Origin of the sequence: Kitasatospora sp. NPDC059722 (genome assembly GCF_042733235.1) — a bacterium.
In the GTDB taxonomy this organism is placed as follows: Bacteria; Actinomycetota; Actinomycetes; order Streptomycetales; family Streptomycetaceae; genus Kitasatospora.
In genome coordinates this window covers 67,208-88,334 of record NZ_JBHWGD010000034.1, presented here as the reverse complement: position 1 = coordinate 88,334, position 21,127 = coordinate 67,208, and the positions used below count along the sequence as shown (strand labels likewise).

The following is a 21,127-nucleotide window of genomic DNA, read 5'->3' as shown; positions in this document are numbered from 1 at the left end:
ACGGGGGGGGGGCGCCCCCCCCCCCCCCCGCGCCGGCGCCCCCCCGGGGGCGGGCGCGCCCCCCCCCCGCCCGCCCCCCCCGGGGGGGGGGGGGCCCCCCCCCCGCTGGTGCGTGAGGAGTCGCCGCCGCTCAGGTGGCGGTGGTGGTGGTGGTGCCACCCGTGCCCGGGTCGCCGGAGCCACCGGTGCTGCCCGAGCCGCCTGCGCCGCCCGCCCCACCGGTGCCGCCGCCGGGCAGCGGGATCGAGGGCAACTTGCCCTTGTAGTCGCCGATGCCCTTGACGATGGTGTCCATCACCGCGGGGTCCGGCGCCTTGTCCGCGATGTCGAAGCCGAAGTGCACCGAGACCAGGCCGGTGCCGTCGGCGGACGGGAAGACCACGGTCTGCACGTAGCCGTTGTTGCCGGTGGGCGCGTCGACCTTCCAGCGGACGAGGTAGCCGCTCTTGCCGTTCACGGTGACGGCCTCGGACTTGAGCTCCTGGTGGCCGGTGATGTCGCCGTAGGCGTCCTTGGCGGCCTGGGTGATGTCGCTCTTCGCCGCTGCCTGGACGTCCGTGGCGCCGTCGATGTGGCCGGTGTTCACGCCGCCGAGGGTGCAGGTGCCGGTGCCGCCGCCCGCGCAGGTGTAGGTGCCGACGCTCATCGACGCGAAGCCGTCGCGGGTGCTGCCCGCGTCCCAGCCGGACGGGACGGGCAGGGTGATCCGGTTGACCAGGTCGATCGCGCCGCCGGAGCCGGGGCGGGTCTTGCCGTTGCCGCCGGAACCACCGGAACCGTTGCCGCCGCTGCCGCCCTTGCCGTTGCCGCCACCGTTGCCGCCCGAGCCGCCGCCCCCGGGGCCGCCGCTGCCGCCGCCCAGGCCGGGGAAGTCGTTCCACGGGCCGTTCTCCCAGGGCGCGGCCTGCGGCTTCGCCACGCGCTGCGTGCGGTCGCCGTGGCCGTCCATCGCGAGGTACGTCACCCCCGAGCCGACGCCCAGGCCGACCAGCGCCGCCACGACGGTCGCCACGACCAGCTTGGAGGGCTTGCGCCGGGCCTTGGCCGGCGGCGGCACCTCGGCGCCGTACGCGGTGCCGAAGGGCGGCGGCTCCGGATAGCGGACCGTCCCGCTCTCCAGCACCTCGCCCTCCAGGACCGTCGGCCCGCCGGCCGCCGCCGCGGGCTCCTCGGCCGTCCCCGGCCCCGGAGCGTCGGCGGCCGGGGGCTCCGGCGTCGGCGCGTCCGAGGGTGCGGGCCGGGTGCTGGCCGTCCAGCCCTTGCCGTCCCACCAGCGCTGCGGTCTCGGGTCGCTGCTGGTGTCCTTGGGGTCCGGGTACCACCCGGCGGGAATCTGCTCACTCACACCAAAGAATGTAAAGGCAGGCGGATAAACGCGAAATCAGCACAAGCGTGAATTCCCGTGCTTCCGGATGAGATTACGGTGAGAAGCACCCTGGACGGCCCCCGGGCCGCTCCCGGCGAGGCGGCGGGGCGGCGGCCCGGCGGGGCGGTCTACAGCGGCGTGACGTACGCCCCGGCGATGCCGCCGTCGACCAGGAACTCGCTCGCGGTGATGAACGACGAGTCGTCACTGGCCAGGAACGCCACCGCCGCCGCGATCTCCTCCGGGCGGGCGAACCGGCCCAGCGGGATGTGCACCAGGCGGCGCGCGGCCCGCTCCGGGTCCTTCGCGAACAGCTCCCGCAGCAGCGGGGTGTCCACCGGCCCCGGCGACAGCGCGTTCACCCGGATCCCTTCCCGCGCGAACTGCACGCCCAGCTCGCGGGACATCGCGAGCACCCCGCCCTTCGAGGCGGTGTAGGAGATCTGCGAGGTCGCCGCGCCCATCCGGGCCACGAAGCTCGCCGTGTTGATGATCGAGCCCCGCCCGTGCCGGCGCATGTACGGCAGCGCCGCCTTGCAGCACAGGTAGACGGAGGTCAGGTTGACCTCCTGGACCCGCCGCCACGCCTCCAGGCCGGTGGTCAGGATCGAGTCGTCCTCCGGGGGCGAGATGCCGGCGTTGTTGAAGGCCACGTCGACGCTGCCGCACGTCTCGTAGGCCTCGTCGAACAGCGCCTCGACCATGTACGGGTCGGTGACGTCGGTGTGCACGAACAGGCCGCCGACCTCCTTCGCCGCCGCCCTGCCGCTCGCCTCGTCGAGGTCCGCGCACACCACCTTCGCGCCCTCGGCGGCCAGCCGGCGCGCCGCGGCCAGGCCGATGCCGCTGCCCGCGCCGGTGATCACGGCGGTGCGGCCGACCAGGCGTCGGCAGACCACGTCCTCGTGCGCGGAACCCTTCCCGGTCATCGGCCTCACATCCGTTCGAAGGAGCGGTAGCGCTCCCAGTCGGTCACGGCGCCGTCGTACGCGGACTGCTCGACCCGGGCCATGTTCAGGTAGTGCTCCACCACGTCGTCCCCGAAGGCCGTCCGGGCGAGCTCGCTGCCGGCCCACAGGTCGGCGGCCTCGCGCAGCGAGCCCGGCACCCGGGCGTACTCCTCGACGGCGTACGCGTTGCCCAGGCACGGCGCGGGCAGATCCAGCTTCTGCTGGACGCCGTGCAGGCCGGCCGCGATCATCCCGGCCACCGCGAGGTACGGGTTGACGTCCCCGCCGGGCACCCGGTTCTCCATCCGCAGGCCGGGGCCGTGACCGACCACCCGGTAGGCGCAGGTGCGGTTGTCCCGGCCCCAGGCCACCGCCGTCGGCGCGAACGAGCCGGGGCGGTACCGCTTGTACGAGTTGATGTTCGGCGCGTACAGCAGGCCGAACTCGCGCAGCGCGACGAGCTGTCCGGCCAGGAAGTGCCGCATCGTGTCGGTCATCCGGCCGTCCCGGTCCGCGAACGCGGGCGCGCCGACGGCGTCCCGCAGCGACAGGTGGATGTGGCAGCTGTTGCCCTCGCGCTCGTCGTACTTGGCCATGAAGGTGAGCGCGCAGCCCAGCTGGGCGGCGATCTCCTTCGCGCCGGTCTTGTAGACGCTGTGCTGGTCGCACGTGGTGAGGGCGTCGGCGTAGCGGAAGGCGATCTCGTGCTGGCCGAGGTTGCACTCGCCCTTCGCCGACTCGACGGTCAGGCCCGCGCCCGCCATCTCGTTGCGGATGCGCGACAGCAGCGGCTCGACCCGGGCGGTGCCGAGCATCGAGTAGTCGACGTTGTACAGGTTCGCCGGGGTCAGGCCGCGGTAACCGCCCAGCCAGGCCTGCTCGTAGGTGTCCCGGAAGACCAGGAACTCCAGTTCCGTGCCGATGTCGGCGGCCAGCCCGTGCTCGGCCAGGCGCGCGATCTGGCGGCGCAGCAGCTGGCGCGGCGCCGCGTCCACCGGGTGGCCGCCGTGCCGGGCCAGGTCGGCGGTGACCTGGGCGGTGCCGGGCTGCCACGGGGTCAGGCGCAGCGTGGCGAGGTCGGGGCGCATCGCGAAGTCGCCGTAGCCGGTGGCCCAGGAGGAGAAGGCGTAACCGTCGACGGTGTTGAGGTCGACGTCGACGGCCAGCAGGTAGTCGCAGGCCTCGGCGCCGTTCTCGACGACCTCGTCGAGGAAGAACCGGGCGGCGAACCGCTTGCCCTGCAGACGGCCCTGCATGTCGGTGAAGGCGAGGGCGACGGTGTGCACCTCGCCGGCGTCCACCAGGGTGCGCAGTTCGTCCAGCGTGAGCGGGGCCCGCGGCGGCCCGCCTGCGGCGGCGTTCTCGGACATGGCGACGGAACCCTTCTCCTCGATCACTCTTCGAGATCAGGCGGTCACAGCGAACCGTACGGCCTGCGGCTCGCGGGGCGGAAGAGGGCGGGCGGGTGTGGCGCGCCGGGATGCGTGGTTGACGTGGGAAGGGACGTGACGGGTGCAGAATGCGCGCCATGGATCGCAGGCCTTTCATCGGCGTCAGCACCTACGTGGTGGACGCGAGTTGGAGCGACTGGCGGGGCCGCCGGGTGGCACTCGTGCCCGAGCGGTACACCGCCTACGTCCAGGACTCCGGCGGCATCGCCGTCCTCCTCCCGCCGGACGCCCCGGAACGCGCGCCCGACGTCCTCGCGCGGCTCGACGCCCTCGTCATCGCCGGCGGGCCGGACCTCGATCCGGCGTACTACGGCGCGGTGGCCCACCCGCGCACCGAGGTCGACTCGCCGGAACGGGACGTGTGGGAGGTCGCGCTGCTGCGCGGCGCGCTCGCGGCGGGCATGCCGCTGCTGGGGATCTGCCGGGGCATGCAGGTGCTCAACGTCGTGTGCGGGGGGACGCTCGTCCAGCACCTGCCGGACGTCGTCGACGTGGACGTGCACAACGGCTCGCCGGGCAGGTACGGGACGCACCCGGTGCGGCCGGTGCCCGGGACGCTGCTGGGCGGGCTGCTGCCGGAGAGCGAACTGGAGGTGCCGACCTTCCACCACCAAGCGGTGGACCGGGTCGGGGCCGGCCTAAGGGTCTCGGCGCACGCGCCGGACGGCACGGTGGAGGCGGTGGAGGGGCCGGGGTTCACGCTGGGCGTGCAGTGGCACCCGGAGCAGGGGGACGACCTTCGGGTGATGCGGGCGCTCGTGCGGGCGGCGACGGCGGCGCAGTTGGACGCCGTCGTGCTGGCGTAGCGGCAACTCGCCTGCTGCGCCAGCACTTTGTCGCCCTCCCCGCGCCCCGGATGGGAGACGCGGGGACCCGTCGGTCAGCCGGCCGCGGGGACGGGGAGCCGGATCTGCGCCGCCGCCTCCAGGAGGGTGGGGAGCATCCGGGTGGCGTGGGCGGCGTAGCCCGCCGGGGACGGGTGGACGCCGTCGGGGCTCAGGAGGGTGTCGGCCCGGTCCCGGAACTCGGGGCCCGACGTGGGGGCCAGGTGGGCGCCGGTGCGGACGGCGGTGCGGGTGTGGCGGCGGGCGAGGCGGCCGGAGCGGACGTGGCCGATCCAGCGGGCCGGGCGGCGGAAGCCCGGAGCGTAACCGGGGTCGGGGCACGGCACGACGACCAGTTCCCAGCCGGCCTCCCGCAGCGCCTGCGCCAGGTGGGCGAAGCGGCGGGCGGCCCGGCCGAGCGGCGCGGGCAGCAGGACGTCGTTCCCGCCGACGATCAGCACCGCGATCCCCGGCCGCAGCCGCGCCGCCCGCAGCACCTGCCGGCCGACGGCGGCCGTGGTGGCGCCGGCCCGGGCGTGGACGCGCAGGAGGACCGGGCGGCCGGTGCCCTCGGCGAGGCCTTGGGCGAGCCGGGCGCCGAGGGTCTGCCCCGGACGCCGGGCGCCGACGCTCTGGGCGAGCGAGTCGCCGAGCACGAGCAGCGTCAGCGGCCGGTCGTCGCCGGGGGCGGCGGGTTCGGTGGACCCGGTGGACTCGTACCGCCCGTCCGGCGCGGGGACCGACCAGTCGGCGGGCGGGCGGCGGAACACCAGGCGGGCGTAGAGCCGGGCGAGGGGGAGGAACATCGGGGCTCCGGGTTCAGGCGGCGGTGAGCACGACGGCGGCGTTCTGGCCGCCGAAGCCGCTGGAGACGGACAGGGCGGTGGGGACGGCGAGCGGGCGCGGCGCCTTGGTGACGACGTCGAGGTCGACGGCGTCGTCGAGCCGGTCGAGGTTGGCGGTGGGCGGGACGAGCCGGTGCTGGAGGGACAGGACGGCGACCGCCGCCTCGATCGCCCCGGCCGCGCCCATCGTGTGGCCGATGACGCTCTTGTTGGCGGTCACCGGCGGCGGCCGGTGGAACACCTGCCGCAGCGCGGCCGCCTCGGCCGGGTCGTTGAGCGGGGTACCGGTGCCGTGCGCGTTGACGTGCCCGATCTCGTACGGCGCCAGCCCGGCGTCGGCGAGGGCGGCCCGCACGGCGCGGGCGAGGCCGTCGCCACCGGGGTGCGGGGCCGTGAAGTGGTGGGCGTCGCTGGAGGCGCCGTGCCCGGCGAGGAGGGCGCGCGGGCGCACCCCGCGGGCCCGGGCGTGGCCGAGGCGTTCGAGGACGAGGACGCCCGCGCCCTCGGCGAGCACGAAGCCGTCCCGGTCGGCGTCGAACGGGCGGGAGGCGCCGGCCGGGTCGTGGCGGCGGCGCGACAGCGCGCCGAGCCGGTCGAAGGCGGCGGCCGTCATCGCGGTGCGGGCGCTGTCGGTGCCGCCGGCGAGGACGAGGTCGCAGGTGCCGGAGCGGATGAGGTCGCAGGCGAGCGCGAGCGCGGTGGTGCCCGAGGCGCACGCGGTGCTGGTGACCAGGCTCGGGCCGAGCACGCCGAGGTCGAGGGCGACCTCCCCGGCGGCCATGTTGGGGATGCTGCGCGGCAGCATCAGCGGCGAGATCCGGTCGGCGCGGCCCTCGGCGAGGCGGGCGTACTCGACGGCGTACGTGTGCGAGCTGTTCGCGCTGACGCCGAGGACGGCGCCCACCCGCGTGCCGTCCCACTCCGCCGGGTCGAGCCCGGCGTCGGCCACCGCCTGCCGGGCGGCGACCACGGCCATCTGGCAGAAGCGGTCGAGCCGCCGGGCGAGCCGGCCGCCGAGCAGGGCCGGCGGGTCGAAGCCGTCCAGCCGGCAGGAGAAGTCGACGGCGAGGCCCGCGAGTTCGGGATCCGGCCGGGCGGTCGGTCCGGCGTCCAGGAAGCGCTCCCAGACCGCCGCCGCGCCGCTGCCGGCCGGGGTGACCAGCCCGAGCCCGGTGACGGCCACCGCACGGGTGCTCAACTGACGCCCTCCGCGGCGAGAGTGGCGTCCGCGTGGGCGGCGAGCTCGCCGAGGGTGCGGTCGGGGGTGATGTCGGCGACGGTGACGCCGATCCGCTCCTCGACGAGCAGCGAGAGCTCGACCAGGGCGAGGCTGTCGAGGTCGAGCGAGGCCAGGGTGGCGTCGGGGGTGACGCGGGCGGGCAGGACGTCGAACTCGTCGACGAGGCAGGAGCGGAGGGTCTCGTAGGTCGAGGACATGGGTGGACTTCCCTTCAGGACGTGGTTGTCGAAGAATCGAGGTCGCGGACGGCGGGCCGGTCGAGACCCGGCAGGCGACGCCAGGCGAGGATGGCGGCGAGCAGGGCGACCGCACCGCCGACCACGGCCGCGGCGCCGAGGCCGTCGGTGAACGCCAGGGCGAAGGCGGCCGGATCCACCGGGCGGGCCCGTTCGAGCGCGGTGGCCAGGACCGAGCCCAGCACGGCCACCCCGAGGGTCGAACCGACCTGCCGGGTGGCGTCGTTGAGGGCCGAGCCGACCCCGGCCGCGCCCTCCGGAACGGCGCTCATCACCAGCTCGGTCGCGACCGGCGCGAGCAACCCTGCGCCGACGCCGGCGAGGCCCTCGAACAGCAGCACCGGGGCGTCCCCGGAGCCGACGGTCAGTCCGCCCAGCTGGACGAACCCGGCCGCGATCAGCGCCAGGCCGCCGGCGCACGGCACCCGGGCACCCGACCGCCGTGCCAGCACGGGCCCGAGGAGCGCACCGGTGGCGAGTCCGAGGGAGAGCGGGACCATCCGCACCCCGGCCTGCCATGCGGACAGACCGCGGACCTGCTGGAGGTGGAGCGTCAGCAGGAACATCGCGCCGAACATGGCGAAGGACATCAGCGCGAGCGACAGCGTGGCCGGCCAGACCGGCCCGCCGCGCAGCAGCCGGACCGGCACCATCGGTTCGGCGCACCGGAGTTGGCGCCGGACGAAGACGGCGATCAGCAGCACCGCGACGGCGAACGCCGTCAGCACGCCGGCGCTGGTCCAGCCCCGGCCCGGGGCCTCGATCACGCCCCACACCAGCGCGAGCAGCCCGGCGCAGGACAGCAGCGCGCCGGGCCGGTCGAGCGGCCGCGCCTCGGGTGCGCGGGACTCGGGCAGGACGGCGAGCGCCGTCGCGCCGATCACGGCGATCACCGGGACGTTCAGCCAGAAGGCCGCCTGCCAGCCGTACCGCTGGACCAGCAGACCGCCCGCGACCGGGCCGAACACCGCGCCGACCCCGGCCACCGCCGCCCAGATGCCGATCGCCCGCCGCCGGGCGGCCGGTTCGGGCAGGACGTGCACGACGGTGGAGAGGGTGGCGGGCATGAACAGCGCCGCACCGAGCCCCATCCCGCACCGGGCGGCGACGAGTTGGGCCGCACCGTGACCGGTGGCGCCGGCCACCGAGGCCAGCCCGCAGAGCGCGAGCCCGGCGAGGAAGGCCCGCCGCCTGCCGTACCGGTCGCCGAGCGCCCCGGCGGCCAGGACGCAGCCGCCGAGCGCGAGCGCGTAGCCGTCGACGATCCACTGCGTCTCGGCGAGCGTCGGGCCGAGGTCGGCGCGCAGGCCGGGGATGGCGACGTTGAGCACGGTGAAGTCGAGGCCGAGCAGGAACAGCGCGGCGCAGACCACCGCGACCGCCGCCCAGGCCCTCCGTCCGGAAGCCACCCCGGCCTCAGACCGGGAGCCGCAGCGGCTCGTCACGCCGCCGGAGGCCGATCCGGTAGAGCGTGGCGGCGCCGCGCAGGAACGTCACTTCGCTGCCGCGCAGGTAGCGCCGGTAGCGGCGGTACCCGTCCGCCCCGACCAGCCGCTCGGCCGCCTCGCGCGCCTTCAGCAGCCGGGCCGACCAGGCGGCCAGCGTGCGCGCGTAGTCCTCGGCGGAGGCGGCGAGGACCACGACCGAGAAGTACGGGTCGCAGGCGGCGGCGATCTCGCTCAGCCGGGGCAGCGTGCAGTTCGGGAAGATGTCGCTGCCGACGAACTCGCCCAGCGGTCCGGTGCCGTCCGCCACGCCGTCGTAGCCGATCGACTGCAGCGACATCCGGCCGCCGGGGCGCAGCCAGCGGTGGCCGGACTCGAAGTAGCGGGCGTACACGCCGAGCCGCTCGGCGCGCGTCATGCCGGCGGTGGCGAAGTGCTCGAAGGCGCCCATCGAGACGATCGCGTCGTACGGGCGCTCCGGTGCGTGGTCCTCCCAGCTCTCCAGCCGGGCTTCGACGCCGGGCAGGGCACGGGCGGCGAGGAACGCGTGCTGGGCCGGCGAGATGGTGAGGCCGACGGCCTCGCCGACCCGGTCGCCGCGGCTCGCGTGCGCCAGCATCGCGCCCCAGCCGCAGCCGACGTCGAGGATCCGCAGGCCGTCACCCGGCCCGGCGCCGACCAGGTCGAGGTGGTGGTCGAGCTTGGCCCGCTGGGCGCGGGGCAGCGCGGTGGCGTCGGGCTCGTCGCGCGGGATGCCGTCCCACTTGGCGGCGGTGTAGGCGAGGGTCTCGTCGAGCCAGAGGGCGTAGAAGTCGTTGCCGAGGTCGTAGTGGAAGGCGATGTCCTCGGCGCTGGTGCCTGCGGTCGTGATGGCGGTGGTCATGCGGGTCCTGTCTGGTCGGCCGGGCTGGGCGGTCGGGCTCGTGGAGCGGTGGGGCTCGTGGAGCGGTGGGGTTCAGGCGCCCTCGGCCCGGCGGGCGCGGACGGCCAGGGCCTGGGCGCGGCGCTCGACGAAGCGGGCGGCCCGGGCGTCGAGGCCTTCGAGGTGCTCGGCGATGCGCTCGCGGGCCTGCTCGCCGGCGGGGCCGAGCCCGCCCCGGTCGAGGACCTTGAGCGCGCGCAGCAGCGGGACGAGGACCTCGTCGTGGTGCACCCGCGGGTCGTACACGCCGGCGACGGCGATCTCGGCGGCCATCCGGCCGAAGCCCGGCATGCCCTGGCCGGGCATCGCGAAGCCGCGGATCGTCTCGTCGAGCGTGACGAGCACCCGGTCGGCGTCGAGTTCGGCGGCGGCGCGCAGGAGCTCGCGGTAGAAGACCATGTGCAGGTTCTCGTCCTGGGCGATGCGGGCGAGCAGCCGGTCGCACACCGGGTCGCCGCTGAGCCGGCCGGTGTTGCGGTGGCTCACCCGGGTGGCGAGCTCCTGGACGGCGGCGTACGCGATCAGGCCGAGCGCGCCCTCGGGCTCCGGGAGGGTGCCGGTGCGCAGGTGCGCCATCCGGGCGCGCTCCAGGGCGACCGGGTCGACGGCGCGGGTGGCGTGCAGGTAGGCGCGGAGGGCGGCGGCGTGGCGGTCCTCCTCGGCCGTCCACTGGTGCAGCCACGCGCCCCAGGCGCCGTCCCTGGTGGTCCGGTCGCCGATGATCCAGTGGTAGCCGGGCAGGTTGTCCTCGGTGAGGAGGTTGACGACGAGGGCCGAGCGCACGGCGGGGCCGATCGCGGACTGCTCGGGGCGCCAGGGCTCCCCGCCGAGCGGGCCGTCGAAGTCCCGGCCGAGGCTCCACGGGACGTACTGGTGCGGGAACCACTCGCGCGCCGAGGAGAGATGGCGATTCATCAATTCCTCTGCGGTTGCTTCGAGTTCGACGAGCCAGCGGACGGGCCCCGTGGTAGCGATCTTCACGGGGCATGATCGTCGCGGACCCGCGCGGCGGGGTGCAAGCCGCGTTCACTCGGCCGAGTGACATGCCCACTCGGATTGACCAAGGCCTATGCCATGGGCAATGCGAAGGCCGTTCGGGGGAGGGTCCAACGGGAACGACAACGGTCACCAGTACAGCCTTTGGATCTTTGTCGATTCTGCGGTTCACTTCCGGTGCGGGGCGATCGCGCCGCGCCCCCTTCCCACCCGTGCGTCCAGAGAGGACTTCGATGGCCGGGCACGAGCACCCCCACGATGATCATGCGCATGACCACGACCATGGCGGCCGCGGACACGGCCACGGCCACGGCGGGCACGCGCACGGCCACGGGCACGGTGGCCATTCGCACGGCGTCTCCGCCGACGCCGACCGCCGCTGGCTGGTCAGCGCCCTCGCCCTGATCGTCGTCTTCATGGCCGGCGAGGTCGTGGTCGGCTTCGCCGCGCAGTCGCTGGCCCTGATCTCCGACGCCGCGCACATGCTCACCGACGCCGCCTCGATCGTCCTCGCGCTGATCGCGATGCGGCTCGCCGCCCGCCCGGCCCGCGGCGGCTACACCTACGGGCTCAAGCGCGCCGAGATCCTCTCCGCGCAGGCCAACGGCGTCACCCTGCTGGTCCTGTCCGCGTGGCTGGGCTACGAGGCGGTCACCCGGCTGATCGAACCCCCGGCCGTCACCGGCTCGCTGGTCCTGGTCACCGCGCTGATCGGCATCGTCGTCAACCTCGCCGCCGCCTGGTGCATGTCGAAGGCCAACCGCAGCTCGCTCAACGTCGAGGGCGCCTTCCAGCACGTCCTCACCGACCTGTACGCGTTCATCGCCACCGCAGTCGCCGGCCTCGTCGTCCTGACCACCGGCTTCGCCCGGGCCGACGCGATCGCCTCGCTGATCGTCGTCGTCCTGATGCTCAAGGCGGGCATCGGCCTGGTCCGGGACTCCGGACGGATCTTCCTGGAGGCCGCCCCGGCCGGCATCGACCCGGACGCCGTCGCCGACCGGCTGGTCACCGAGCCGCTGGTCGAGGAGATCCACGACCTGCACATCTGGGAGATCACCTCGGGCCAGCCCGCCCTGTCCGCGCACATCCTGGTCACCCCCGGCGGGGACTGCCACGCCGTGCGGCGCGAGCTCCAGCGCCGGCTCGCCGGCGAGTACGGGATCACCCACAGCACGCTCCAGGTCGACCACGTCGGCGAGGACGAGGCGGGCGCGCTGCTGCAGATCGCCACCCCGGGCGACCGGTCCGCCGAGCACTGCGCCGACGCGCACGGCCCGGTGCACCGCGCCGGACCGCACGAGCACTGACGACCTGCGCCCCACCGGAACCGGCGGTCCGTCGGCCCCGTACGGCATGATCTGAGGCGTGACCGCACCGCGACTGATGCTGCTCGACTCCGCCAGCCTGTACTTCCGGGCCTACTTCGGCGTACCGGACACCCTGCGCTCGCCGCAGGGTGAGCCGGTCAACGCCGTCCGCGGCCTGCTGGACTTCATCGCCCGGCTGGTCCACGACCACCGCCCCGACCAGCTGGTCGCCTGCATGGACGCCGACTGGCGCCCGCAGTGGCGGGTGGACCTCGTGCCCTCGTACAAGACCCACCGCGTCGCCGAGGCCGCCGAGGACGGCGAGGAGGAGGTGCCCGACACCCTCGCCCCGCAGGTCCCGGTGATCGAGCAGGTGCTGGACGCGCTCGGCATCGCCCGCGTCGGCTCCCCCGGCTACGAGGCGGACGACGTCATCGGCACCCTCACCGCCCGGGCCACCGGCCCGGTGCAGATCGTCACCGGCGACCGCGACCTGTTCCAACTCGTCGACGACGCCCGCGAGATCACCGTCCTCTACCCCGTCAAGGGCATGGGCAACCTGCAGGTGACGAACGACGCCCTGCTCCTGGAGAAGTACGGCGTGCGCGGCGCCCAGTACGCCGACATGGCCGCCCTGCGCGGCGACCCGTCCGACGGCCTGCCGGGCGTCAAGGGCATCGGCGAGAAGACCGCCGCCCAGCTCATCAACGAGTACGGCGACCTCCCCGCCATCCGCGCCGCCGCCCTCGACGTCGCCTCCAGGCTCACCCCCGCCCGCCGCCGCAACATCGTCGAGGGCGCCGCCTACCTCGACGTCGCCCCGAAGGTCGTCCGCGTGGCCGACGACGCCCCCCTCCCCCTCTTCGACCTGGTCCTCCCCCACGAGCCCCTCGACCCCATGACCCTCGAAGAACTCTCCACCCGCTGGGGCCTCGGCACCTCCCTGGACCGCCTCCTGGAAGCCCTCGCCACCACCCGCTGAACCGCCGGGTCCCGGACATGGAAAAGCCGCACGGGCCGGAGCCCGTGCGGCTTTCCTGTTCGGCGCCTTGCGGGACCTCAGCCCACCGAGGAGTAGGCGATGATGCCGCGGCGGAGGCCGTCGACGGCCTTACGGGCGGTCTTGCGCAGGTCGGCGTCCTCGCCGGCGGCGTCCTGGATCTGGCCGAGGACATCGATCAGCTGCTTGGTCCAGCGGACGAAGTCGCCGGCCGGCATGTCGGCGTCGCGCAGCACCTGGTCGAGGTTGTGGCCGAGCGCCCAGCGGTAGGCGACCCAGGCGAAGCCCAGGTCGGGTTCGCGCTGGCCGACGCCCTCGGCGGTGTTGATCCGGTGCTGCTCCTCCAGGGCGTCGAGGTGGCCCCAGATGCGGACCATCTTGCCGAGCGCCTCCTTGGCCGCGCCCTCCGGCACCCGGGGGGCGCCGGCGTCGTCGGCCTGGCGCGACTCGTACACCAGCGCCGAGGCGCAGGCGGCGAGTTCGGCGGCGGCCAGGCCGCTCCAGACGCCCTCGCGGATGCACTCGGAGGCGAGCAGGTCGAGCTCGCCGTAGAGCCGGCCGAGCCGCTTGCCGTCGTCGGTGACGGTGTCGCCGCTCAGGTACCCGAGGTCGGTGAGCAGCGCGCAGACGCGGTCGAAGGTGCGGGCGATGGTGTGCGTGCGGGAGCGCATCTTGCGCTCCAGCAACTCGGTGTCGCGGTGCAGCCGGTGGTAGCGCTCGGCCCAGCGGGCGTGGTCCTCGCGCTCGTCGCAGCCGTGGCAGGGGTGCTGGCGCAGGACGGTGCGCAGCCGGGTGATCTCGGGGTCGTCCGCGGCGGCGGCACGCCCGCGCCGGAAGCGCTCGGGCTCCAGGTGGCCGGCCTTGGTGCGCAGCGCGGAGGCGAGGTCGCGGCGGGACTGCGGGCTGCGCGGGTTGAAGGATTTGGGGATGCGCACCCGCTCGATCGCGACGACCGGGTGCGGGAAGTCGATCATGGCGAGTCGCTTGACCTGGCGCTCGGCGGTGAGCACGACCGGGCGCGGCCCGTCCTGGAAGTCCGGGTGGCGCGACCCGCCGCGGCCGGAGCGGTCGACCGGCGGCAGGCCCGGGTCGAGGACCAGGGCGAGGCCGGCGAACTTGCCGGTGGGCACGTGGATGACGTCGCCCGGCTTGAGCTGCTCGATGGACTCGGCGGCGGCGGCGCGGCGCTGGCTGGTGCCCTCGCGGGCGAGCTCGTTCTCGCGGTCCTTGAGGCTGCGGCGCAGCTCCATGTACTCGTCGAAGTCGCCGAGGTGGCAGGTCATCGACGCGCGGTAGCCGTCCAGCCCCTCCTCGTTGCGCTGCACCTGGCGGGCGATGCCGACGACCGAGCGGTCCGCCTGGAACTGCGCGAAGGACGTCTCCAGCAGCTCGCGCGAGCGGTGCCGGCCGAACTGGGAGACCAGGTTGACGGCCATGTTGTAGGACGGCCGGAACGAGGACTTGAGCGGGTAGGTGCGGGTGCCGGCCAGGCCGGCGAGCGCCTCCGGGTCGAGGCCGCGCTGCCAGAGCACGACGGCGTGGCCCTCGACGTCGATGCCGCGGCGCCCGGCGCGGCCGGTGAGCTGGGTGTACTCGCCGGGGGTGATGTCGGCGTGGGTCTCGCCGTTCCACTTGACGAGCTTCTCCATGACCACCGAGCGGGCGGGCATGTTGATGCCGAGCGCGAGGGTCTCGGTCGCGAAGACGGCCTTGACCAGGCCCTTCACGAACAGCTCCTCGACGACCTCCTTGAACCGGGGCAGCATCCCGGCGTGGTGGGCGGCGATGCCGCGCTCCAGCCCGTCCAGCCACTCGAAGTAGCCGAGGACGTGCAGGTCCTCGTCGGGGATGTCGGCGCAGCGCTCCTCGACGATGGATCGCACCAGGGCGCGGTCGGAGTCCTTGTTGAGCCGCAGCCCGGAGCTGAGGCACTGCTGGACGGCGGCCTCGCAGCCGGCCCGGCTGAAGATGAAGGTGATCGCGGGCAGCAGGCCCTCGGCGTCGAGCCGGTCGATGACGTCGACGCGGCCCGGCGTCCAGACCCGGCCGGGGCGGCCGTTGGGCATGGAGCGGCCCCGGCCGCGGCCGAAGCGGTCGCGCGGGTTGCGGTCGAGCTCCGAGCGGGCGAGCCGGACGAGCTCGGGGTTGACCGCCTTGCCGGGGTTCTTGAGGCTGTGCTTGGGGCGCCCGTCGCGGTCGGGGCTGGCGAACAGGTCGTACATCCGGTTGCCGGCCATCACGTGCTGCCACAGCGGGACCGGCCGGTGCTCGGAGACGATCACCCGGGTGCCGCCGCGGACGGTGTCCAGCCAGTCGCCGAACTCCTCGGCGTTGGAGACGGTCGCGGAGAGCGAGACGAGGGTGACCGACTCGGGGAGGTGGATGATGACCTCCTCCCAGACGGCGCCGCGGAAGCGGTCGGCGAGGTAGTGGACCTCGTCCATGACGACGTAGCCGAGGCCGTCGAGGGTGCTGGAGCCCGCGTAGAGCATGTTGCGCAGCACCTCGGTGGTCATGACCACCACGGGGGCGTCGCCGTTGACGCTGTTGTCGCCGGTGAGCAGGCCGACCTTGGCAGCGCCGTAGCGCTTGACCAGGTCGCCGTACTTCTGGTTGGAGAGCGCCTTGATCGGCGTCGTGTAGAAGCACTTGCGGCCGCCGGCCAGGGCCAGGTGCACGGCGAACTCGCCGACGATCGTCTTCCCGGAGCCCGTGGGGGCGGCGACGAGGACGCCCTCGCCCGCCTCCAGGGCCCGGCAGGCCTCGACCTGGAAGTCGTCCAGCGGGAAGTCGTACAGCTGCTGGAAGCCGTGGAGGGCCGTCGCCTGCTCCACGGCCCGGCGACGGCTGGCCGCGTACGCCTCGGCGGGGCTGAGCTCCCGGTCGTCGTGGGGCTCGGGCTCAGGGGTGTTCATCGCCGTCCGGGTGGGGTTGGTGTGATCTCGCATCTCAGCGAGAGGTTACCCGGGTGGACTGACATCGATAGCACCGTTTTTTCCGGGACCGGATCAGTTCTCCCTCAGATCCATAGTTGCAAATGTCTTCAAGTGATCTGATCCGGGCCAGCTTCGAACGACTCCGGTCAATCCCGGTGGAGAGCGGCCCGTCCTCCCTACCTTCGACCGCACCGAACACACGCACCGGACGCACGGCCGGATCCGCGGCCGGGGAGACGGCCGGACACACGGGAGGACACCGAGATGGCGAACCTGGAGACGTCCCTCAAGGACGCGATGTCGATCGACGGGGCGATCGGCGTGGCCCTCGTCGACTACGGCAGCGGCATGGCGCTCGGCAGCCTCGGCGACGGCGGCGAGCTGGACCTCAACGTCGCCGCCGCCGGGAACACCGACGTCGTCCGCGCCAAGATGCGGGCGATGGAGATGCTCAACCTGCACGACAACGAGATCGAGGACATCCTGATCAGCCTCACGAACCAGTACCACATGGTCCGGCCGATCACGACGCCCACCGGCCGCGGGCTGTTCCTCTTCCTCGCGCTCAACCGCAACCGCTCCAACCTCGCGATGGCCCGCCACCAGCTCAAGCGGATCGAACTCGCCCTGGAGATCTGAGCGCACCGACACCAGGGAAGGGGGGATCTCGTGCCGGTAGCCCTCTACCAGGCCAAGGCCGAGTTCTTCCGGATGCTCGGCCACCCCGTGCGGATCCGGGTCCTCGAACTCCTCCAGGCCGGACCGACGCCCGTGCGCGACCTGCTCGCGGCGCTGGAGGTCGAACCCTCCAGCCTGTCGCAGCAGCTCGCCGTGCTGCGCCGGTCCGGCATCGTCACCGCGACCCGGGAGGGCAGCACGGTGGTGTACGCGCTCGCCGGGGGCGACGTCGCCGACCTGCTCCGCTCGGCCCGGCGGATCCTCACCGGGCTGCTCGCCGACCAGAACCTGCTCCTCGCCGAGCTGCGCGCGAGCGCCGAATGACCGCTCCGGGCGTCGTGAGGCGGCTCTTGAGCAGCGTCAGCCCTTGAGCAGCTCGGCCAGCCCGTCCGCCAGCCGCTCGTACTCGTGCGGCCGGTTGTACACCTGCGCGCTCACCCGCAGCACGCCGCCGCCGGCCCACGGGCGGACGGCGACCCGGGTCGCGAGACGCTCCCGCACCGCCGCCATCACCGCCCGCGCGTCGGGTTCGGTCTCGGCCCACCCGGCGGGCAGCCGGACGGTACGCATCCACGCCCAGGGCGGCGCGGGCAGCGGCGTCAGCCCGGCCCGCTCGGCGAGCACCCGCCGGCCGTACGCGGCGAGCCCGGCGTTGTGCGCGGCGACGCGCCCGGTGCCGAGTTCCCGCAGCAGGTCGAACCCGGCCGGGGCGGCCAGCCAGGGCGTGTAGTCGCAGGTGCCGCGCCACTCGACGTTGGCCGGGAAGCCCCGGTCGTGCTCCCAGGAGAGGGCGAGCGGGCGCACCCGGTCCGTCCACTCCGGGCGGACGGACAGGACGGCGGTGGCGCGCGGGGCGAAGGCCCACTTGTGCAGGTTGCCGCACCAGAAGTCGGCGGCTCCGTCGACCGGCGCGGGCAGCATGCCGGGCGCGTGGGCGCCGTCCACGACGGTGGTCACGCCGCGCCGGCGCAGCTCGGCGAGCAGCTCGGGGCCGGCCACGACGCGGGCGGTGGGCGAGGTGACCAGGTCGAGGACGGCGAGGCGGGTGCGCCCGTCGACGGCCGCCAGCACCGCCTCCCGGACGGCGTGCTCGTCCGGGGCGTCGAGGGGCAGCTCGGCGGTGACGAGCTCGGCGCCGGCCTCGGCGGCCCGCCGGGCGGCCGCCCTGGTGACGGCGCCGTAGCCGTGGTCGGTGACGAGGACGCGGTCGCCGGGCGCGAGCGGGACGGTGTCCAGCGCGATCGCGACCGCCTCGGTGACGTTGGTGACCAGCGCGAGGCGGTCGGGGTCGGTGCCCAGCTCGGCGGCGATCCGGCGGCGGGCGGCGCCGATCCGGGCGGGCAGGTCGGCGAAGAAGTCGTCCGGGTCGAGCTCGTGCTCGGCGCGCAGCCGGTCCTGCACGCGCTGGACGGGCAGGGGCACCGCACCGTACGAGCCGTGGTTCAGGTGCGCGGCGTCGGTCGAGAGGCCGAACAGCCCGTCGGTCCCGTTCAGGGGCTCGGGGGGTTCGACGGTCGGCAGGTCCTCGGTCACGGCACTCTCCTCCTGCTGGTGTTGTGTGACATTTCACATGACGTACCCCTGGTCCGGCAAGGCGCCGTCCGGCCACCATCGGGCGATGACCATCACGGACCCCTTCCTCACCCTCAGCGCCCGAACCGGCCGGTTCACCTTCGGTGCCCCGCGTGCGACCACGCTCAGCGAGGACGGCACCCGGCTGCTGCTGCTCCGCTCGACCGGTCCGGACGACCCGGTCGAGCGCCTCCACCTGCTCGACACCGCACTCGACACCGGGTCCGGCACCGCGACCGGCGCCGCGACCGGCACCGCGACCGACACCCCGCTCGGCACCGAGCGCCTCGTCGCCGATCCCGCCGCCCTCGCCCCCGGCCGCACCGGCCACCGCGACGACCTGCCCGCCGTCGAGCGCCGGCTGCGCGAACGGACCAGGCTGGCCGCCCCCGGCATCGGCACGTACGCGGCCACCGCCGACCTCGCCGTCGCCGTGTTCACCCTCGACGGCCGGCTCTTCCGTGTCGACACCGCCACCGGCGTGGGCACCGAACTCCCCACCGCAGGGCCCGCGTTCGACCCCCGCCCGGACGCCACCGGCGAACGCGTCGCGTACGTCGCCGACGACGCCCTGTACGTCCACCCGGACCTCACTCCCCTCTCCCCCGCCGACGGCGCCCGCTGGGGCGTCGCCGAGTTCGCCGCCGCCGAGGAGCTCGGCCGCCACCGCGGCCACTGGTGGCGCCCGGACGGCGGCGCCCTGCTCGCCGCCCGGGTGGACGAATCCGCCCTGCCCCGGCGGTACTTCGCCGACCCCGCCCAACCGGGCCTGCCCGCCGAGGACTTCGCCTACCCACAGGCAGGCGGCCCGAACGCCGACGTCCAGCTGTGGGTCCTCGGCACCCGGGAGGCCGACCGCAGCCGCGTCCGGCTCCGCTGGGACGCCGCCGCGTTCCCGTACGTCTGCGACGCCTCCTGGGCCTCGGACGACGAGCTCCTGCTGACCGTCGCCGACCGGCTCCAGCAGAACGTCCTGCTGCTCACCGCCGACCCGGCCACCGGCGAGACCCGCGAACTCTCGCGCACCACCGACGAGTTCTGGGTCGACGACCTGCCCGGCACCCCGGCCCGGCTCCCCGGCGGCCGTCTCCTCACCGCCCACGACACCCCGGACGCCCGCGGCCTCGCCCTCGACGGCAAGCCGCTCGACACCACCGGCCTCCAGGTCCGCCGGGTGACCGGCACGCTGCACGGCCGGCTGCTCTGCGAGACCACCGACGGCGACCCGGCCGACCAGCACGTCCACCTCGTCGACCCCGACGGCGGCCCGCCCGAGCGGCTCAGCGACGGCCCCGGCGTCCACTCCGCCCTCGCCGCCGCCGGCACCCTGCTGCTCACCTCCGCCACCCCCGACGGCGTCCGCCGCACGCTGCGCCGGCCCGACGGCCGCGAGCTCCCGCTCGCCGACCTGAGCGCGGCCCTCCCGTTCCGCGTCCACCCGCACTTCGCGCGCGTCACCGAACTCGCCCTGCCCACCGCCGTGGTGTACCCGCGCGACCACGTCCCCGGCCGCCGGCTGCCCGTCCTCCTCGACGTCTACGGCGGCCCCGGCTTCCAGGCCGTCGCGAGCGAGCCGCGCCGCTGGCAGCTCCGCCAGTGGTGGGCCGACCAGGGCTTCGCCGTCGTCACCACCGACAACCGGGGCACCCCGTTCGTCTCCCCCGCCTTCACCCGGGCGATCTTCCGCCGCTTCTCCCAGGTGGCGCTCGACGACCAGGTGGCCGCGCTGCACGCCCTCGCCGAGCGCCACCCCGACCTCGACCTCGGCCGGGTCGGCGTGCGCGGCTGGTCGTACGGCGGGTACTTCGCCGCACTCGCCGTCCTGCGCCGCCCCGACGTCTTCCACGCCGCCGCCGCGGGCGCCCCGCCCACCGACTTCCGGGAGTACGACACCGCGTACACCGAGCGCTACCTCGGCCTGCCGCAGGACAACCCGGAGGGCTACGCCGACGACTGCCTGATCGGCGACGCCCCCGCGCTGACCCGCCCGCTGCTGCTGGTCCACGGGCTGGCCGACGACAACGTCCACCCCTCGCACACCCTGCGGCTCTCCCGCGCGCTGACCAGCGCCGGCCGCGCGCACCGCGTCCTGCCGCTGCCGGGCATCACGCACCTGACGCCGGGCGGCGTGGGCGAGCAGGTCACCCAGGCCGAACTCGTCTTCCTCCGGGAGACCTTGGGGTGATCCGCGGCGTGATCCATTGAGCGTGATCCATTGAGTTGGCCCGGCCGTGCTGCCACACTCCGGCATGACCGGCACCCGGTTTGGGCGCCGGTCGTGCCGGACGGCGAAACGGGGAGAGTGGACGAGATGAAGATCCGGAGACCGGGCCCGGTCAACCAGCGCCAGTGGACGCCGCTGACCGCGGTCAACGGCGGAGTCGCCTTCGGGCTGGAGCTCGCGCTGCTCGCGGCGCTCTGCTACTGGGGCTTCAAGACCGGCGCCAACCTCGGCACCAGGCTGCTCCTCGGGATCGGCGCGCCCGCCCTGGCGGCGACCGTCTGGGGCCTGTTCCTGGCCGCGGGCGGTCCGAAGTACCGGCTGCCGCTCGCCGCCGAGATCGTCCTCAAGCTGGTGGTCCTCGGCACCGGCGCGCTGGCCCTGTACGCCACCGGCCGGACCACGCTCGCGACGGTGTACGGCGTGCTCGCGGTGGTCACCACGGCCGTGGAGTACACCACCGGCTGACGGCTCGGGAAAGCCCGGGAAGCAGTTCACGCCGGCCCGCCGGGGGCCCGGACGGCAACCGTTCCGATGCGCAACCTCCCTGATCGGCAGGGGCCGCGGCACGCTGCCCCGCGACCGGTTCGATCACGTCCGGTACGCTGGATCTTCAAGAGGACTTGAAGTCAACGAGCACCCGGAGGGCCGCCGTGGACACCGGACCGGTCGATCTGCTGAGCGTCGGGGAGGTGGCCCGGCGGGCCGGGATCGCCACCTCGGCGGTGCGCTTCTACGAGGAGCAGGGCCTGATCTCCTCCGAACGCACCACCGGCAACCAGCGCCGCTACCGCCGGCACGTGCTGCGCCGGCTCTCCCTCGTCCTGGTCGCCAAGCGGCTGGGCATCCCGCTGGCCGAGGTGGCCGAGGTCTTCGCCGCGCTGCCCGAGGACCGGATGCCCGGCAAGCGCGACTGGGAACGCATCTCGGCCAGGTGGGCCGAGCACCTGCGCGCCCGGCGCGCCGAGCTGGAACGGCTGGAGTCGGAGCTGACCGGCTGCATCGGCTGCGGCTGCGTGTCGCTGCGCCGCTGCCGGGTGCTCAACCCCGGCGACGAACTGGCCGCCGAGGGGCCGGGCCCGCGCCGGCTGCCGCCCCTGACCGAATGACCGGGTGAACGAACGGCTGGAACCCG

19 protein-coding genes are annotated in these 21,127 nt (G+C 74.5%); 8 read left to right on the top strand and 11 right to left on the bottom strand.

Annotated elements, in window-relative coordinates; genetic code table 11:
- Positions 1–130: 130 nt before the first annotated feature.
- The 3 genes from ACFV4F_RS22290 to ACFV4F_RS22280 form a co-directional block, all read right to left on the bottom strand.
- Entirely contained in the window at positions 131–1,345 is a 1,215-nt protein-coding gene (locus tag ACFV4F_RS22290; protein ID WP_380504738.1) for a DUF2510 domain-containing protein, read from the bottom strand.
- 149 nt (positions 1,346–1,494) lie between these two features.
- Positions 1,495–2,295 carry a 3-oxoacyl-ACP reductase gene (locus ACFV4F_RS22285; protein ID WP_380444317.1) on the bottom strand — a complete coding sequence of 267 codons (801 nt, stop codon included), beginning with the start codon at positions 2,293–2,295 and terminating at the stop codon, positions 1,495–1,497.
- A gap of 5 nt (positions 2,296–2,300) precedes the next feature.
- Entirely contained in the window at positions 2,301–3,686 is a 1,386-nt protein-coding gene (locus ACFV4F_RS22280) for a glutamine synthetase family protein (RefSeq protein WP_380444319.1), read from the bottom strand.
- A gap of 158 nt (positions 3,687–3,844) precedes the next feature.
- On the opposite strand from ACFV4F_RS22280, the gene ACFV4F_RS22275 reads away from it, so the two are divergent.
- Entirely contained in the window at positions 3,845–4,573 is a 729-nt protein-coding gene (locus ACFV4F_RS22275; protein ID WP_380504735.1) for a gamma-glutamyl-gamma-aminobutyrate hydrolase family protein, read from the top strand.
- 74 nt (positions 4,574–4,647) lie between these two features.
- Here ACFV4F_RS22275 and ACFV4F_RS22270 read toward each other — a convergent pair whose 3' ends face one another.
- From ACFV4F_RS22270 to ACFV4F_RS22245, 6 genes are all read right to left on the bottom strand, one after another.
- Complete coding sequence (locus tag ACFV4F_RS22270; protein WP_380504732.1) at positions 4,648–5,397, bottom strand: SGNH/GDSL hydrolase family protein; 750 nt, start codon at positions 5,395–5,397, stop codon at positions 4,648–4,650.
- Positions 5,398–5,410: 13 nt separating this feature from the next.
- The gene (locus ACFV4F_RS22265) at positions 5,411–6,634 is read right to left on the bottom strand and encodes a beta-ketoacyl-[acyl-carrier-protein] synthase family protein (RefSeq protein WP_380444325.1); all 1,224 of its coding nucleotides are present in this window, start codon (positions 6,632–6,634) and stop codon (positions 5,411–5,413) included.
- Positions 6,631–6,873: an acyl carrier protein gene (locus ACFV4F_RS22260; protein WP_380504729.1), complete on the bottom strand. Its 243-nt coding sequence runs from the start codon at positions 6,871–6,873 to the stop codon at positions 6,631–6,633. The genes ACFV4F_RS22265 and ACFV4F_RS22260 overlap by 4 nt, the downstream gene beginning before the upstream one ends.
- Positions 6,874–6,887: 14 nt before the next feature.
- A complete protein-coding gene (locus ACFV4F_RS22255) occupies positions 6,888–8,321 on the bottom strand; it encodes an MFS transporter (RefSeq protein ID WP_380504726.1) in 1,434 nt (477 codons plus the stop codon).
- Positions 8,322–8,328: 7 nt separating this feature from the next.
- A complete protein-coding gene (locus ACFV4F_RS22250) occupies positions 8,329–9,240 on the bottom strand; it encodes a class I SAM-dependent methyltransferase (RefSeq protein WP_380444331.1) in 912 nt (303 codons plus the stop codon).
- Between the two features lie 72 nt (positions 9,241–9,312).
- Entirely contained in the window at positions 9,313–10,260 is a 948-nt protein-coding gene (locus ACFV4F_RS22245; RefSeq protein WP_380444333.1) for an acyl-ACP desaturase, read from the bottom strand.
- Between the two features lie 248 nt (positions 10,261–10,508).
- Between ACFV4F_RS22245 and ACFV4F_RS22240 the strand changes: the two genes are divergently transcribed.
- Together ACFV4F_RS22240 and ACFV4F_RS22235 are read left to right on the top strand one after the other, a co-directional pair.
- A complete protein-coding gene (locus ACFV4F_RS22240; protein ID WP_380504723.1) occupies positions 10,509–11,585 on the top strand; it encodes a cation diffusion facilitator family transporter in 1,077 nt (358 codons plus the stop codon).
- A 76-nt stretch (positions 11,586–11,661) separates the two neighbouring features.
- On the top strand, positions 11,662–12,567 hold the full coding sequence (locus tag ACFV4F_RS22235; protein ID WP_380504747.1) for a 5'-3' exonuclease H3TH domain-containing protein: 906 nt from the start codon (positions 11,662–11,664) through the stop codon (positions 12,565–12,567).
- Between the two features lie 77 nt (positions 12,568–12,644).
- On the opposite strand, the gene ACFV4F_RS22230 is transcribed toward ACFV4F_RS22235, so the two are convergent.
- Complete coding sequence (locus ACFV4F_RS22230) at positions 12,645–15,500, bottom strand: DEAD/DEAH box helicase (protein ID WP_380444400.1); 2,856 nt, start codon at positions 15,498–15,500, stop codon at positions 12,645–12,647.
- Positions 15,501–15,785: 285 nt separating this feature from the next.
- Here ACFV4F_RS22230 and ACFV4F_RS22225 point away from each other — a divergent pair, with 285 nt between their 5' ends.
- Together ACFV4F_RS22225 and ACFV4F_RS22220 are read left to right on the top strand one after the other, a co-directional pair.
- A complete protein-coding gene (locus tag ACFV4F_RS22225; RefSeq protein WP_380444337.1) occupies positions 15,786–16,160 on the top strand; it encodes a hypothetical protein in 375 nt (124 codons plus the stop codon).
- A 30-nt stretch (positions 16,161–16,190) separates the two neighbouring features.
- Positions 16,191–16,523 carry an ArsR/SmtB family transcription factor gene (locus ACFV4F_RS22220; protein WP_380444338.1) on the top strand — a complete coding sequence of 111 codons (333 nt, stop codon included), beginning with the start codon at positions 16,191–16,193 and terminating at the stop codon, positions 16,521–16,523.
- A 36-nt stretch (positions 16,524–16,559) separates the two neighbouring features.
- On the opposite strand, the gene ACFV4F_RS22215 is transcribed toward ACFV4F_RS22220, so the two are convergent.
- Positions 16,560–17,732: an aminotransferase class V-fold PLP-dependent enzyme gene (locus ACFV4F_RS22215; RefSeq protein ID WP_380504720.1), complete on the bottom strand. Its 1,173-nt coding sequence runs from the start codon at positions 17,730–17,732 to the stop codon at positions 16,560–16,562.
- Positions 17,733–17,817: 85 nt separating this feature from the next.
- Here ACFV4F_RS22215 and ACFV4F_RS22210 point away from each other — a divergent pair, with 85 nt between their 5' ends.
- The 3 genes from ACFV4F_RS22210 to soxR all read left to right on the top strand — a co-directional run bounded on the left by ACFV4F_RS22210 (position 17,818) and on the right by soxR (position 21,101).
- On the top strand, positions 17,818–19,956 hold the full coding sequence (locus ACFV4F_RS22210) for a prolyl oligopeptidase family serine peptidase (RefSeq protein ID WP_380504717.1): 2,139 nt from the start codon (positions 17,818–17,820) through the stop codon (positions 19,954–19,956).
- A gap of 126 nt (positions 19,957–20,082) precedes the next feature.
- Positions 20,083–20,460 (top strand): YrdB family protein, encoded by a 378-nt coding sequence (locus ACFV4F_RS22205; RefSeq protein ID WP_380504714.1) that lies wholly within the window; start codon positions 20,083–20,085, stop codon positions 20,458–20,460.
- A 185-nt stretch (positions 20,461–20,645) separates the two neighbouring features.
- A complete protein-coding gene (gene soxR, locus ACFV4F_RS22200; RefSeq protein WP_380444345.1) occupies positions 20,646–21,101 on the top strand; it encodes a redox-sensitive transcriptional activator SoxR in 456 nt (151 codons plus the stop codon).
- Positions 21,102–21,127 lie beyond the last annotated feature (26 nt).

Coding starts and splice junctions, on each gene's coding strand:
- ACFV4F_RS22285 (WP_380444317.1), bottom strand. CDS start 2,295: ATGACCGGGAAGGGTTCCGCGCACGAGGACGTGGTCTGCCGACGCCTG.
- ACFV4F_RS22280 (WP_380444319.1), bottom strand. CDS start 3,686: ATGTCCGAGAACGCCGCCGCAGGCGGGCCGCCGCGGGCCCCGCTCACG.
- ACFV4F_RS22275 (WP_380504735.1), top strand. CDS start 3,845: ATGGATCGCAGGCCTTTCATCGGCGTCAGCACCTACGTGGTGGACGCG.
- ACFV4F_RS22270 (WP_380504732.1), bottom strand. CDS start 5,397: ATGTTCCTCCCCCTCGCCCGGCTCTACGCCCGCCTGGTGTTCCGCCGC.
- ACFV4F_RS22260 (WP_380504729.1), bottom strand. CDS start 6,873: ATGTCCTCGACCTACGAGACCCTCCGCTCCTGCCTCGTCGACGAGTTC.
- ACFV4F_RS22250 (WP_380444331.1), bottom strand. CDS start 9,240: ATGACCACCGCCATCACGACCGCAGGCACCAGCGCCGAGGACATCGCC.
- ACFV4F_RS22240 (WP_380504723.1), top strand. CDS start 10,509: ATGGCCGGGCACGAGCACCCCCACGATGATCATGCGCATGACCACGAC.
- ACFV4F_RS22235 (WP_380504747.1), top strand. CDS start 11,662: ATGCTGCTCGACTCCGCCAGCCTGTACTTCCGGGCCTACTTCGGCGTA.
- ACFV4F_RS22230 (WP_380444400.1), bottom strand. CDS start 15,500: ATGAACACCCCTGAGCCCGAGCCCCACGACGACCGGGAGCTCAGCCCC.
- ACFV4F_RS22225 (WP_380444337.1), top strand. CDS start 15,786: ATGGCGAACCTGGAGACGTCCCTCAAGGACGCGATGTCGATCGACGGG.
- ACFV4F_RS22210 (WP_380504717.1), top strand. CDS start 17,818: ATGACCATCACGGACCCCTTCCTCACCCTCAGCGCCCGAACCGGCCGG.
- ACFV4F_RS22205 (WP_380504714.1), top strand. CDS start 20,083: ATGAAGATCCGGAGACCGGGCCCGGTCAACCAGCGCCAGTGGACGCCG.